This window comes from Alphaproteobacteria bacterium (assembly GCA_019635875.1).
Taxonomy (GTDB): Bacteria; Pseudomonadota; Alphaproteobacteria; order Reyranellales; family Reyranellaceae; genus JAFAZJ01.
Genome location: JAHBYP010000001.1, coordinates 831,119 through 844,962 on the forward strand (window position 1 = coordinate 831,119; position 13,844 = coordinate 844,962).

General features: G+C 69.3%; 13 protein-coding genes. 11 read left to right on the top strand and 2 right to left on the bottom strand.

Going from position 1 to position 13,844, the window contains the following annotated elements; all coding sequences use genetic code 11:
• The first annotated feature begins 144 nt into the window (after positions 1–144).
• The 4 genes from KF889_04190 to KF889_04205 all read left to right on the top strand — a co-directional run bounded on the left by KF889_04190 (position 145) and on the right by KF889_04205 (position 4,514).
• Positions 145–1,065, top strand: a complete 921-nt coding sequence (locus KF889_04190) for a metallophosphoesterase (GenBank protein ID MBX3498620.1) — start codon at positions 145–147, stop codon at positions 1,063–1,065.
• Between the two features lie 174 nt (positions 1,066–1,239).
• Positions 1,240–2,487 carry an LptF/LptG family permease gene (locus KF889_04195; GenBank protein ID MBX3498621.1) on the top strand — a complete coding sequence of 416 codons (1,248 nt, stop codon included), beginning with the start codon at positions 1,240–1,242 and terminating at the stop codon, positions 2,485–2,487.
• Between the two features lie 183 nt (positions 2,488–2,670).
• On the top strand, positions 2,671–3,747 hold the full coding sequence (gene lptG / locus KF889_04200) for an LPS export ABC transporter permease LptG (protein ID MBX3498622.1): 1,077 nt from the start codon (positions 2,671–2,673) through the stop codon (positions 3,745–3,747).
• A complete protein-coding gene (locus tag KF889_04205) occupies positions 3,744–4,514 on the top strand; it encodes a nucleotidyltransferase family protein (protein MBX3498623.1) in 771 nt (256 codons plus the stop codon). The genes lptG and KF889_04205 overlap by 4 nt, the downstream gene beginning before the upstream one ends.
• Here the strand turns inward: KF889_04205 and KF889_04210 are convergent.
• Together KF889_04210 and KF889_04215 are read right to left on the bottom strand one after the other, a co-directional pair.
• On the bottom strand, positions 4,480–4,776 hold the full coding sequence (locus KF889_04210) for a hypothetical protein (GenBank protein ID MBX3498624.1): 297 nt from the start codon (positions 4,774–4,776) through the stop codon (positions 4,480–4,482). The two genes, KF889_04205 and KF889_04210, sit on opposite strands and share 35 nt — an antisense overlap.
• Positions 4,767–5,480, bottom strand: a complete 714-nt coding sequence (locus KF889_04215) for a phosphocholine cytidylyltransferase family protein (protein ID MBX3498625.1) — start codon at positions 5,478–5,480, stop codon at positions 4,767–4,769. Before KF889_04215 ends, KF889_04210 begins: the two co-directional genes overlap by 10 nt.
• A 108-nt stretch (positions 5,481–5,588) precedes the next feature.
• Here KF889_04215 and KF889_04220 point away from each other — a divergent pair, with 108 nt between their 5' ends.
• From KF889_04220 to KF889_04250, 7 genes are all read left to right on the top strand, one after another.
• The gene (locus KF889_04220) at positions 5,589–6,869 is read left to right on the top strand and encodes an MFS transporter (protein ID MBX3498626.1); all 1,281 of its coding nucleotides are present in this window, start codon (positions 5,589–5,591) and stop codon (positions 6,867–6,869) included.
• A gap of 436 nt (positions 6,870–7,305) precedes the next feature.
• Positions 7,306–8,439 carry a type III PLP-dependent enzyme gene (locus KF889_04225; GenBank protein MBX3498627.1) on the top strand — a complete coding sequence of 378 codons (1,134 nt, stop codon included), beginning with the start codon at positions 7,306–7,308 and terminating at the stop codon, positions 8,437–8,439.
• Between the two features lie 103 nt (positions 8,440–8,542).
• On the top strand, positions 8,543–10,033 hold the full coding sequence (locus KF889_04230) for a homospermidine synthase (protein MBX3498628.1): 1,491 nt from the start codon (positions 8,543–8,545) through the stop codon (positions 10,031–10,033).
• Between the two features lie 121 nt (positions 10,034–10,154).
• Positions 10,155–11,543 (top strand): nodulation protein NfeD, encoded by a 1,389-nt coding sequence (locus KF889_04235; GenBank protein ID MBX3498629.1) that lies wholly within the window; start codon positions 10,155–10,157, stop codon positions 11,541–11,543.
• Position 11,544: 1 nt separating this feature from the next.
• Complete coding sequence (locus KF889_04240) at positions 11,545–12,300, top strand: slipin family protein (protein MBX3498630.1); 756 nt, start codon at positions 11,545–11,547, stop codon at positions 12,298–12,300.
• 213 nt (positions 12,301–12,513) lie between these two features.
• Complete coding sequence (locus tag KF889_04245) at positions 12,514–13,017, top strand: RNA polymerase sigma factor (protein MBX3498631.1); 504 nt, start codon at positions 12,514–12,516, stop codon at positions 13,015–13,017.
• Positions 13,014–13,802: an anti-sigma factor gene (locus KF889_04250; GenBank protein MBX3498632.1), complete on the top strand. Its 789-nt coding sequence runs from the start codon at positions 13,014–13,016 to the stop codon at positions 13,800–13,802. The genes KF889_04245 and KF889_04250 overlap by 4 nt, the downstream gene beginning before the upstream one ends.
• Positions 13,803–13,844 lie beyond the last annotated feature (42 nt).

The following is a 13,844-nucleotide window of genomic DNA, read 5'->3' on the forward strand; positions in this document are numbered from 1 at the left end:
TGCGCGAGAACAGGCACGGTCCTTCGGCTCCGATCAGTCGCACGGTCGGGCTGGCGTCGTTCAAGGGTCCCCGGATCGCTGGCCTGCGATCCGTGTAGGCAAGAAGCGCTTGACCCGCAAGGCGTCACGCCCGATCTAGCCCCGATGTTCCGGTTCGCGCATCTCTCGGACCCGCATCTGCCGCTGCCGGCGGTGCGCATGCGCGACCTGTTCTCCAAGCGGGTGACCGGCTGGCTGTCATGGCGGTACCGGCGCAAGCGGATCCATGCGCCTGACGCGCTGGCGGCAGCGGTGGCCGATCTGCACCGTGCCGCGCCCGACCACATCGCTGTTACCGGCGACATCGCCAACATCTCGACCGCGGCGGAGTTTCAGCAGGCCGCGACCTGGCTCGGCGAGCTTGGTCGGCCCGAGGACGTCACCCTGGTTCCGGGCAACCATGACGCCTACGTGCCGGTCGCCTGGGCGACCTCGCTGGGCCTGTGGGGCGCGTACATGGCCGGCGACGGCGCGCCGCCGCCGACATCGCGCGACGATTTCCCGCTGCTGCGCCGACGCGGCCCGGTGGCCTTTGTCGGGCTCAGCACCGCCGTGCCGCGGGCGCCGCTGATCGCCACCGGTGAGGTCGGCGCCGGCCAGCTGGCGCGCTTCGAGGCCATGATGCGCACGCTGCAGGCCATGTGCCGAGTCGTGCTGATCCACCATCCGCCGCAGATCGGCGGCGCCGGCCGTCACAAGGAACTCTCCGACCAGCGCGCCGTGCGCGAGGCCATCGCCCGGGTCGGCGCCGATCTGGTGCTGCACGGCCACATGCACCGTACCATGCTGGGCCGCATCGAATCGCCCCTCGGGCCGGTCCCGGTCCTGGGCGTCGCCTCGACCTCGGCGCATCCCGCGAGCAAGTACGGCGCCGGTGGCTACAACCTGATCGGCGTCGAGCGCGACGCGGCCGGCGGCTGGCGCTTCGATGTCGAGGTGCGCTCGATCCGCGCCGACCTCGCCGGCTGCGACACCACAAGGCGTTTCCGCCTTCGCTCACCGGCGCCGCGTGCTCTTGCGGCCTAGAAGGCGACCACCCTAGGGGTGGAACTCGGTCGGTCGAGCGGAGTCGGATAACATGCTGCGGCACAAGGGCAATTTCGCCACCTCAGACCGCGCCAACCATGTGAAACCATGTGAATCCGGCAACGGTAGGGGCGGAAGGACCCAGGTCGGCGGAGATAGGGTAGACTGCAATCCATGACGGTCACCGGCATCGCGACGGGCGGCAAGGGACGGCGGCGACCGCTGTCGGCCACGGTGCTCGATCGCTACGTCCTGGCGCGCACGCTGATGCCGCTCAGCGCCGCCCTGCTGATCGCGCTGCTGGCGCTCCTGCTGGAGCGCATGGTCCGCATCATGGAAATGCTGGTGAACCAGGGCGGCCCGATCATCCTGGTGCTGAAGCTGCTGGCCAATCTGGTGCCGCACTACCTCGGCGTGGCCCTGCCATTGGCCCTGTTCCTCGGCGTGATGCTCGCCGCCACGCGGCTGAGCGCCGACGGCGAGCTCGACGGCCTGCAAGGTGCGGGCATCAGCCTCAACCGCCTGCTGTGGCCGTTGCTGGGCCTGTCCTTCATCCTGACGATGGCGATGTTCGCCACGACCGGCTGGCTCCAGCCGCACACGCGCTACCAGTACCGTGCGTTGCTCTACGTCGCGACCTCCTCGATGGTCGATCTGGCGATCGAGAAGGGCGCCACCTTCAACCGCTTCGGCGACTACACCATCGTCGTCGACGACATCGTCGACCGGGGGCTGACACTGCGGGGCGTGTTCATCCACAAGGTGACGCCGCAGGGCGGCATCGAGATCATGACGGCGCGCAGCGGCACCGCGGCGCGCGTGCCCGAGGATTTCAGCATTCTGCTGAAGCTGCGCGACGGCCGCCGGCTCGACACGCCCGCCGATGGCGGACGGCTGAGCGTGCTGTCCTTCGACGCCCTGGACCTGCCGCTGGAGCTTACCGGCGCCGCCGCCTTCCGCCCGCGCAACGCCGAACGCGAGCTCACCCTGCCCGAGCTCCTCGGGCAGGCGCGCAAGCGCACGCTCGATGTCAAGCCATGGCGTATCGAGACCGAGATTCACACCCGGCTGGTGCGAACGATCTCGACCTTCTTCATGCCGTTCCTCGGCCTGGCGCTGGGGCTGGCCGCGCCGCGCGGCCAGCGCGTCGCCGGCGTGGCCTTCGGCTTCGCGCTGATCGCGATCTTTCACTATGGGCTGAACTTCGGCGAGAAGGCCGCCGATCTCGGCAAGGTATCGCCCCTCGTCTCGCTCTGGCTTCCGTTTCTGGTGCTCGCGGCGCTGGCCATATGGGCCTTCCGTGTCGTCGCCGAAAGCCCGCGTGACAACGCCATCTCCATCATGCTGGCGGCCATCGACCGGCGCCGCCGCAACCTGATGGCAGCGCTGCGGGCGCTCGTGCGCCGGGAGGGCAGGGCGTGACGGTGGCGACGGCGCCATCTCTTACCTTCCTCCGCTGGCGGGGGAGGTGGCGCGTAGCGCCGGATGGGGGTGGCTCGTGCGACCATTAGGTGGTCCCTCTCTGGCCGCGATGCCGCCACCCCCATCCGCCCTTCGGGCACCTTCGCCCGCGGAGCGGGGGAAGGTAGTGCGGCGGAGCCCGGCATGAACGGCGTTGCCCTGCGCTATCTCTGCCGCCGTTTCCTCGTTCGCTTCGCTCTGGTGCTGGGTGGCGCGGCGCTGCTGATCGTGTTGTTCGACGCGCTCAACTCCGTCGACACCATCGAGCAGCGCTACGGCTACGATTTCACCTCTGTCGCGCGCTATATGATCGGCCGCCTGCCGGAGCACGCCGACACCATCCTGCCGCTGTCGGTGCTGGTTGCGGCGCTGATCACCCTGCTTGGCCTGGCCCAAGCCAACGAGATCCTGGCCTTCAAGAGCGCCGGCCTGTCCTTCGTGCGCATCGTCGTGCTGCTGCTGCCCGCCGCGGCGGTGGTCGCCGCGACTCACTTCCTCATCGGCGACCAGCTGGTGCCGTGGGGGCGCGCGATGCTGGCGGCGCACGAGCTCGAGCGGCCGGGCGCGGCGAGCCCCTCGGGCGGCCGAGGCCTGTGGCTGCGCGATCCGCCCTGGCTGGTGCGTGTCGAGGAGGTGCACCGTGAGGGCCACTTCCTTACCGGTGTGTCGCTGATGCGTCGCGACGCCCAGGGTAATCTGATCGAGCGCGTCTTCGCCCGTGGGGCGCGCCATGAGACCGGCGGTTGGCGGCTGATCGACGTCGTCGTACAGACCATCGATCCTGCCGCGCCCAGAAGCGAGCGGCTGGCCGAGCGCTTCTGGTCGTCGGCTCTCTCGCCCGGCGATTTCCACAACCTGTCAGCCAACCCGGCGCAGTTTACCGCTTCGCAGCTGATCGCGCTGCGCGACGGCCAGGCGATCGGTGCACGCCAGCCGCACGTCTACGACACCTGGCTGCAGCGCCGGCTGGCGATCCCCGCCGTCGTCGTGGTGATGCTGCTTCTGGCCGCGCCGGTCGCGCAGGCGCGCATGCGCGGCGCCAGCGTCGGCGGCCGGCTGGTGATCGGCGTGGCGCTGGGCTTCCTCTATTTCATCGTCGATGGCCTGGCGGTGGCGTTGGGCGAAGGCGGCGCTGTCTTGCCGCTGGTCGCCGCCTGGACACCGGTGCTGGCCTTCGCCAGCATCGGCGGCAGCGTGCTGCTGCGCGTCGAGCGGGTGTGACGCAAAGACACTACACCGCGCTGGTGCTGGCCGGCCGGCGTGGCGGCGAGGATGACCCTGTCGCCGTCGCCGCGGGCGTCTCGCACAAGGCCCTGGCAGTCGCCGGCGGCATGACGCTGATCGGGCGCGTCACGGCGGCGCTGCGCGCGGCGCCCAGCATCTCCGACATCGTGGTCGCGACCAACGACGCCGATGTCGCCGCCGCGGCGGGCGGTGCGACCATTGTGCCGACCGGGCCCTCGCCGTCGGCCACGGTCGCGCAGCTGCTGGAGCGCCTGCGGCCGTTGCTGGTTACGACGGCCGACCATGGCCTGCTGTCGTCGACGCTGGTCGAGTCGTTCTGCGCCGGCATTCCGGCGACGGGCGATGTCGCTGTCGGCGTGGTGCCGCGCCGGGCCTTCGCCGAGCGGCCGAAGCGGCGGACCTTCTTCGCGCTCAAGGACGATGCCTATTGCGGCGCCAATCTCTACGCTTTCACCGGCCCACGCAGCCGGGCGGCAGCGCGCTACTGGATGCACCTTGAGGCCCAGCGCAAGCATCCGGTGCGTCTATTGCGGCGGATGGGGCCCGGCATCTACTTTCGCTACGCCACTGGCATGCTCGACCTGGCCACCGCTTTCAGGCTGCTGTCGCGCCGCGCCGATGCGATCATTGCGCCCGTCGTGCTCGAGGATTCCGACGCGGCCGTCGACGTCGACACGACAGGGGACCTGGAGGCGGTGCGCACACGCCTCAGCGCTGGGCGACATTCCGGCCGATCGCCATGAAGGCGCCGGCGATGGCACCCAGCGCAACGGCGCCCAGGCATTTGCCGACGGCCTCGGCCACGATCTCGCGCGAACCCGACGCCAGCTCGGCGCCGAACAGCGACACGCCGACGGCCAGCCCGCCGAGAGCGCCGAACAGCGCGAAGAGCCGCACGCTCCAGCCCGTCGGACCTGACGCGACGGCGACTGGTTGGCTGTCGCGGCCCGGCACGGGATTGCCTAGCGCCTTGGCGCGCCGACGCTCCTTGCGGTTCATCGCCACGGCATGACCTCGGCGGCGGCGAGATTCTCCGCCGTGTCTATCTCAACCCAGCGCCGACCCTCGATCGATCGGACGCTTACATGGCCGCGCGCGGCCAGCGCGTCGAGCGCCTCGGGGTAGAGCGCGCGTTCGCCATCGGGCGCCGCCAGGCGGCCCTCGACCTGGCGCAGGAACAGGGCGCGGCCCTCGCCGCGCAGCAGCGTGATGCCGATCGCCTCGCCGTCGCATCGCACGAGGTGCTTGCCGATGCGATGAAGTCTTGAGCCGCCGGTGGTGATCTTCATGTCATCGGCATCGTAGAGCGGCTTGCGGTCGATCGCGATCAGGATCGGCACCGGCTCGGCTGTCAGCAGCTGGGCCAGCACGCCGTCCTCGAATAGCGTGTCGCCGTTCAGCAACAGCGTCGCATCACCGACGAAATGCTCGCGCGCGGCATGGCAACTCGCCAGATTGTCCGTGGTCGAGTGACGCGGGTTTCTCACGGCGTGGACACCCGGCCGGCCGGCGATGTGGGCCGCGACGGCGTCGGCGGCGTGGCCGGTCACCACCGTGATACGCCCGGTGCCGGCGCGTGCCAGCACGTCGATCTGCCGGTCGAGGATCGCGCGCCCGGCGACCGGCAACAGGCACTTCGGCGTGCGGTCGGTCAGCGGGGCGAGCCGCGCGCCGCGCCCGGCGGCGAGGATCACGGCGCTCAGGTCCATGACTCAGAGCGGCCATGCGTCGGCCAACCATGACAGTGCGCGAGATGGTGTCTAGATTGCCGGCTCTCCGCGATGCCGCCCGATTCCTCCGCCGAGTCTCGACCCGGCATGGCCACCACCGATTCCGGCCCGATCTCCGCCGCGCCGCCTGACGAGCGACTGACGTACTGGTCGCCACTGAAGCTGCCGGCGTTCCGCCGCCTGTGGTTCGGCAACGTGCTTTCCAATATCGGCGGCTGGATGCAGACCGCCGGCGCCGGTTGGGTGATGACCGACCTGGCGCCGCGCGACCACCGCGAAATGTTCGTGGCGCTGCTGGCGGTGGCCGGCACCTGCCCGGTGTTCCTGTTCGGCTTCCTCGCCGGCGTGCTGGCCGATCGCTTCGATCGCCGCAGGTACCTGCTGGCGACGCAGCTCTGGCTGATGTCCTCGGCCGCGACCCTGGCGGTGCTGGCATACACCGGGCTGCTCAGCGCCTGGAGCCTGATTGCGGTGATGTTCTGCATGGGCATCGGCAACGCCATGAACGGGCCTGTCTGGCACGCTGTCGTGCCTGAAATGGTCGGACGACGCTACCTGCCCGGCGCGGTGGCGCTCAACAGCGCCGGCTTCAATTTCGGCCGCACCATCGGCCCGGTGATCGGCCAGGTGCTGCAAGGCCTGGCCGGGACCTTCGCGCTCTTCGCCATCAACGCCATGACCTTCGCCGGCGTGATCTTCGCCGTTTTCACCTGGAAGCGCCCGCCCGAGGCCAGCGCGGCGCAACGTCGCGAGGGCTTCATCGCCGCCTTCGGCAGCGGCATCCGCTTCATCCGCGCCACGCCGGCGCTGTGGGCGATCTGGGCGCGCGCGGTGTGCTTCTTCATTCCCTCCTGCGCCTTCGCCACATTGCTGCCGCTTACCGGCCGCGATCGCCTCCATCTCGACGCCGCCGAGTACGGCGTGCTGTTCGCCAGCTTCGGCGTCGGTGCGGTGGTGGGCACCATGCTGATTCCACACATCAACCGCTGGCTCGGCCCCGACCGCGCCAACCTCGCGGCGATGCTGGCAGTGGCCTTCGGCATGGGTGTCTCGGCGATGATCGCCAACGCCATTGTCGTCGGCCTGTCGTTGGCGCTGGCTGGAGGCTGCTGGATGATCGTCAACGCCAACAACAACGTCGCCACCCAGCACCACCTGCCGTCCTGGGTCCGCGCGCGCGGCATGGCGGTGCACCAGCTCGTCTTCTTCGGCAGCCTCGCCGTCGGCCAGACTGCCTGGGGCGTCGTCGCCTCGCAGGTCGGCACCGCCTGGGCGCTGGCCTGCGCCGCCTTCCTGCTCGTGGTGCTCACCGGGCTCGCCGCGGCGATCCGCCTGCCTCCTGCGAGCGCGCCGGCGAGCGGCGACTGAGGCCGCGGGTGTGGCGTTCGCGCCACGTTGGGTTCAAAAAATCGCCCGGGTGAGTCGATTCTCACTTGCGTCACGGCGGAATGAGCGTATCTACCGTCCCTAGACGCCCACGCACGTGCCTATGGCCCATTAGTGGTTATGCAACGACGGAAAGCGTCCTTCTTGGAAATGCCGGCAACAGACCGGCGCCGAAAGGGACCTTTGTCATGCATACGATCCGTGCGGGGCGGAAGCACCCGCCCATTGTCGGACTGATCTTCGCGCTCGAGCCTTCGGGCTACGGCGTGCTGTTCGGCCGGAAGAACCCTCTCTCGAGTATGTGCCGCTCCCGGTAGCGCATCCGTACGGATGACCCGGGAGTGTTGGTCTGTCGTGCTCCGGCGCCTGGCGCCGCGACGCGGTCCTCTGCACTCCATTTGAGGCTGGTTCTTTCGAAATGACCGACCGTATCCGACGTTTTCTCGCCGACAAGCAGCCCGAGACCCCGTGCCTGGTGGTCGATCTCGACGTCGTCGAGTTCAACTACCGCCGCATGCGCGAGTTGCTGCCGCAGGCGAAGATCTTCTACGCCATGAAGGCCAACCCGGCGAACGAGGTGCTCGCGCGCCTTGGCAAGCTGGGCTCGCACTTCGACACCGCCTCGCGCGGCGAGATCGAGCTGTGCTTCGCGCAGGGCGTCGGCGCCGAGCGCATCTCCTTCGGCAACACGATCAAGAAGGAGAAGGACATCGCCTGGGCGCACCAGAACGGTGTGAGCCTGTACGCCTTCGACAGCGAGGCGGAGCTGCAGAAGCTCGCCCGCTCGGCCCCGGGCGCGCGCGTGTTTTGCCGTGTGCTGGTCGATTGCGGCGGCGCCGAGTGGCCGCTGTCGAAGAAGTTCGGCTGCGCGCCGGAGATGGCGCGCGACTTGCTGATGCGGGCCAACGAAATGGGCCTGGAGGCCTACGGCGTCTCCTTCCATGTCGGCTCGCAGCAGACCGATCTCGACCAGTGGGACCGCGCGCTCGCCCAAGTCTCGCAGATGTTCTACGCCCTCGCCGAAACCGGCGTCGACCTGAAGATGGTCAATCTCGGTGGCGGGTTCCCGGCGCGCTACCGCAAGGACGTGGCGCCCGTTGAAGCGTACTGCGAGGCGGTGCAGCGCGCGCTGGTGCGTCACTTCGGCAACCGCATGCCCGAGGTGATCATCGAGCCGGGCCGCTCCATGGTGGGCGACGCCGGCGTGCTGCAGAGCGAGGTGGTGCTGATCTCGCGCAAGTCGGCCAACGACCGCAAGCGCTGGGTCTACCTCGACGTCGGCAAGTTCGGCGGCCTGGCCGAGACGATGGACGAGAGCATCAAGTACCGGATCACCACGCCGTACCCCGCGGGTGGCCGTTCGGGCCCGGTCGTGCTCGCGGGCCCAACCTGCGACAGCGCCGATATCCTGTACGAGAAGACCGAGTACAAGATGCCGCTGGCGCTGAAAGTGGGCGACAAGGTCGAGATCCTCTCGACCGGCGCCTACACGACGACCTACGCGTCCGTGGCGTTCAACGGCTTCCAGCCGCTGAAGACGTACTGCATCTAGAGTTCGAGCCCAGACGGTCTATGACGACGGGGCCTTGCAAGAGGCCCCGTCGGCGTTTCGTCCTTCCACATCCCCACCATCCGCCAGCCGAGGATCGACACAGATGGCCACCCGAAAGAAAACCGCCGCGCGTAAGGCCGCGCCCCGGCGCACCGCCAAGGCCGCCGCCTCCAGGCGCGCGCCGAAGAAGCACGTCGCCTTCTCGGGCCGCATGGTGATGATCGGCTTCGGCTCGATCGGCCAGGGTGTGCTGCCGCTGGTCCTGCGTCACATCGACATCAAGCCCTCGCAGATCACCATCATCTCGGCGGAGGATCGCGGCGGCCTGCCCGAGGCCAAGCGCTATGGCATCCAGTTTATCCGCAAGCGCCTGACCCAGGCCAACTACCGCGCCACGCTGTCGAAGCTGGTCGGCTTCGGTGACTTCATCGTCAACCTCTCGGTCGAGGTGGCGTCGACGGCGCTGATCGAGTTCGCGCACCAGCAGGGCGCGCTCTACATCGACACCTGCATCGAGCCGTGGCCCGGTGGCTACACCGACCCCGATCTGTCGGTGTCGCAGCGCTCCAACTATGCGCTGCGCGAGAACGCGCTGAAGCTGCGCGCGTCGCTCGCCACCGGGCCGACCGCCGTCATTGCCCATGGCGCAAACCCCGGCCTCGTGTCGCACTTCGTCAAGCGCGCGCTGCTCAACATCGCGCGCGACACCGGCCGGGCGGTCGCCAAGCCCGACTCGCGCGCCGAGTGGGCGGCGCTGGCGCGTTCGCTTGGCGTCAAGGTGATCCATATCGCCGAACGCGACACCCAAGTCTCGGCCAAGCCCAAGGAACTCGGCGAGTTCGTCAACACCTGGTCGATCGACGGCTTCGTATCGGAGGGGTGTCAGCCCGCTGAGATGGGCTGGGGAACGCACGAGAAGGCGCTGCCTCCGGATGCCGCGCGGCACGAGTTCGGCTGTGATGCGGCGATCTACCTGAACCGGCCCGGCCTGCTCACCCGCGTACGCACCTGGACGCCCAAGGAAGGGCCGTTCCACGGCTTCATCATCACGCACAACGAGTCGATCTCGATCGCCGACTACTTCACCGTCCGTGACGGCGCCACGGCGGCATACCGGCCGACAGTGCACTACGCCTATCACCCGTGCGACCAGGCGATCATGTCGATGCACGAAATCGCCGGGAAGAACCTGGTCCAGCAAAAGCGCCAGCGGCTGATCGTCGACGAGATCACCTCGGGCATCGACGAACTGGGCGTGCTGCTGATGGGGCATGAGCGCGGCGCCTATTGGTACGGTTCGCAGCTGTCGATCGGCGAGGCGCGCGAACTGGCACCGTACAACAATGCGACCTCGCTGCAGGTTTGCGCGCCGGTGCTGTCGGGCATCGTCTGGGCGATCGAGAATCCCGACCGCGGCATCGTCGAGGCCGACGACATGGATTTCGACCGCCATCTCGAGATCTGCACGCCCTATCTCGGCCCGGTGGTCGGCCGTTACAGCGACTGGAGCCCGTTGCACGATCGCGAGAAGCTGTTCCCGGAGGACGTCGACCGCGACGATCCCTGGCAATTCAGGAACTTCCGCGTGACATAGCGCTTCGCCGCGAGGCGGCACGTCGAAAAAACCGGCGGAATTCGATTGCGTGAGGTTCCGTCCACGCCGACACTGACGCGACGTTTTGCCGCCTCGAGCGGTGAACGAACGGGAGGCGACCATGCGCTTGCGACGCCTCGCATTCATTCTCGCGCTGTCGTGTGTCGCGGCACTCGCGCTGCGGTCCCTCGCGCAGACCGGGCCGGGACAGGAGGTGCCGATCCGCGCCGAGCCAGCCCCGGTAATCGTGCTGGATATCCGGGGTGCGATCGGCGTCGGTACTGGCCACATGCTGGAGGAGGGCTTCGCCCGCGCCCGCGCCGAGCGCGCCGGACTGATCGTGCTGCGTCTCGATACACCCGGCGGGCTGGTTTCGGCGACCCGCGACATCATCCAGGCGATTCTCGCCTCGCCGATCCCCGTGGCGGTGTTCGTGGCCCCCGCCGGGTCGCGGGCGGCCAGCGCCGGCACCTACATTGCCTACGCCGCCCACGTCGCCGCCATGGCGCCGGGCACGCATCTCGGCGCCGCCACGCCGGTCCAGATGGGCGCGCCCGGCGCGCCGGCGCCACAGCGTCGCGACAACGACAAGCCTGCGGAAGGCGGCCGCGGCGACGCGATGGAACGCAAGGTGGTGAACGACGCGGTGGCCTATCTGCGCAGCCTGGCGCAGCTGCGCGGCCGCAATGGCGAGTGGGCCGAGAAGGCGGTGCGCGAGGCCGCGACGCTGACGGCTGAGGAGGCGGCCAAGGAGAAAGTCGTCGACCTGCTGGCCGGCAGCGTCGACGATCTGCTCGATCGCATCGACGGGCGCACGGTGCGCACCGCCGATGGTGAGCGCAGACTGGCGACGCGTCACGCCCGGGTGATCGTCTTCGAGCCGAGCTGGAAGACGCGGCTGCTCGCCGTCGTGACCGACCCCAACATCGCCTTCATCCTGCTGATGATCGGCATCTACGGCATCATCTTCGAGTTCTGGAGCCCGGGATTGGCGGGCCCGGGTATCGTCGGCGCGATCTGCCTGGTCGTCGGCCTGATGGCTCTGTCGCTGATGCCGCTCAACTTCGCCGGTGTCGCGCTCCTCGTGGGCGGCCTGGTGATGCTGGGAATCGAGGCCTTCACGCCGGGCTTCGGCGTGCTCGGCCTGGGCGGCATCGCCGCCTTCATCGTCGGCGGCCTGTTCCTGTTCGATCCGGCCGGCGCCGACATCGATTTCGCCGTCGGCTGGCCGGTGCTGCTGGCCGCGGCGGTCACCAACGCGCTGCTCATCGTCGGCATCGCCGGCATGGCGTTGCGCACGCGCCGCCGGCCGGTCGTCACCGGCGCCGAGGAGATGATCGGCCTCGAGGGCGAGGTGGTGGAATGGCGCGACGGCCGCGGCCGGGTGCGCGTGCACGGCGAGATCTGGTCGGCGCGGGCGGAGCGGCCGGCGGAACCCGGAACGCGCGTGCGCGTCGATCGCCGCGAAGGCCTCACGCTTCACGTCGGACCGCTGGGGAAGGAGTCCTGACATGCCGAATCTCGAGCTGGTGGCCTATCTGCTGCCGATCCTGGTGATCGCCACGATCCTCGCCATGTCGATCCGCATCCTGCGCGAGTACGAGCGCGGGGTGGTGTTCACGCTGGGACGCCTCCAGGGCGTCAAGGGGCCCGGCCTGATCCTCGTCATCCCGGTGGTCCAGACCATGGAACGGGTCGACCTGCGCACCCGTGTGCTCGATGTTCCGCCGCAGGACGTGATCTCGCGCGACAACGTCTCGGTGCGCGTCAACGCCGTGGTGTATTTTCGCGTGCTGGAGCCCGAGAAGGCCATCATTCAGGTCGCGGCCTACAACCAGGCGACCAGCGAACTGGCTCAGACCACGCTGCGCTCCGTGGTCGGCCAGCACGAGCTTGACCAGATGCTGGCCGAGCGCGACCAGCTCAACTCCGATGTCCAGCGCATCCTCGACGAGCAGACCGACGCCTGGGGAATCAAGGTCTCGAACGTCGAGCTCAAGCACATCGACCTCGACGAGAAGATGGTGCGTGCCATCGCCCGGCAGGCCGAGGCCGAGCGCCTGCGTCGCGCCAAGATCATCGACGCCGAGGGCGAGCTGCAGGCGGCCGAGAAGCTGGTGCAGGCCGGCGAGGCCATGTCGCGCAGCCCCGAGGCGATGCAGCTGCGTTATCTCGGCACGCTGGCCAACATCGCCGGCGAGAAGAGTTCCACGATTGTCTTTCCCCTGCCCATCGACCTGCTCGGTGCCCCGCGCGCCAAGGCCTGATTGGCGCTGCCGACTCCGGCCGGGCGAAGGCGAGCACGATCCGATGCCTATTCGAGCGGCCATCGTCGCTCGAGCGCGGCGGTCGGCCCTGGCGTGAGCCGCACGGCTCCCCCGGGGAATTTCCGCGCCGCGGCGGTGTTGAACCAGTAACGGGCTCGGCTCGCGCGGCAATTCGCTGGACGTGCCGGCCGCCGGTCGGGTTGTATGGGATTCGTGGACGCCCTGCCGGATCTGTTGCCGCAACACGTACCTGCGCTGCGCCGCTACGCGCGCGCGCTGGTGGGCGACGTGCAGGTGGCCGACGATCTGGTACAGGACTGCCTGGAGCGGGCACTGTCGCGTGCGCATCTCTGGCGGCGCCCCGGGAACCTGCGCGCCTGGTTGTTCACCATCATGCACAACCTGCATGCCAACGACCGGCGCCGCACCGCGTCGCGGCCGCGTGCGGCGTCGATCGACGATGTGATGGAGCCGGGCCGGCCGGCGTCGCAGATCGAGAGCCTGGCGGCGCGCGAGATGTTGGCGGCGCTGCGCCATCTCTCGCTGGAGCACCGTCAGGTGCTCTTGCTGGTGGCGCTGGAGGGTATGTCCTACGCCGAGATCGCGGACGTGCTGGGCGTGCCGATCGGGACGGTGATGTCGCGCCTGTCGCGGGCGCGCGAACGATTGAGGATGGCGGGCGGCGAGCGAGGTGCCGTGCCGAGGAGTGGCGTATGAGCTCGCACGAGCGGACAGGACACGGCCCGATCGAAGAGGCCGACCTGCACGCCTATGTCGACGAACGGCTAGGCGTGGAGCGCAAGCGCGCGGTCGAGGCGCATCTCACCACCAACGCCGAGGCGCGCGCCAGAGTCGCAGCCTGGCGCGAGCAGAGCCGCCTGCTGGGCGCGCTCTACGACCCGGCGCTCGACGAGCCGGTGCCGCCGCGGCTGACCGAGGCGATCGCCGAGGCGCGCGGCCGCTGGGCGCGGCCGGCGCGGTGGTGGCAGGCGATCGCGGCCGTGGCGCTGCTGGCGCTGGGCGCGACGGGCGGCTGGTTCGGCGCGCACTGGTTCGAGCCGCCACCGACCCGGCGCGAGGTGGCGCTGACGCGCGAGGCGGTGCTGGCGCATCGCGTTTTCGTGGTCGAGAAGCGCCATCCGGTCGAGGTCGCGGCCAGCGAGCGAGACCACTTGGTGACCTGGCTGTCGCGCCGCATGGGCGCCAAGGTGTCGGCGCCGGATCTGTCGTCGATCGGCTGGAACCTTGTGGGCGGCCGTCTGCTGTCGGCGATCGACGGGCCGGCCTGCCAGCTGATGTACGAGGACCGGACCGGCCGGCGCGTCACCGTCTACATGACGCGCAACCCGGCCAACCGCGAGACGGCGTTCCTGTTCCGCACCGACGGCCCGGTGAGTTCGTTTTACTGGCTCGACGGGCCGCTGGGCTACGCGATCAGCGGTGAGATCGAGCGCGCCGAGCTGATGCCGATCGCCAAGGCGATACACGACAATCTGCGCTGAAGGCGATGCCTGTCGTCCCGAGCGCCTCGCTGAGCTCGGGAT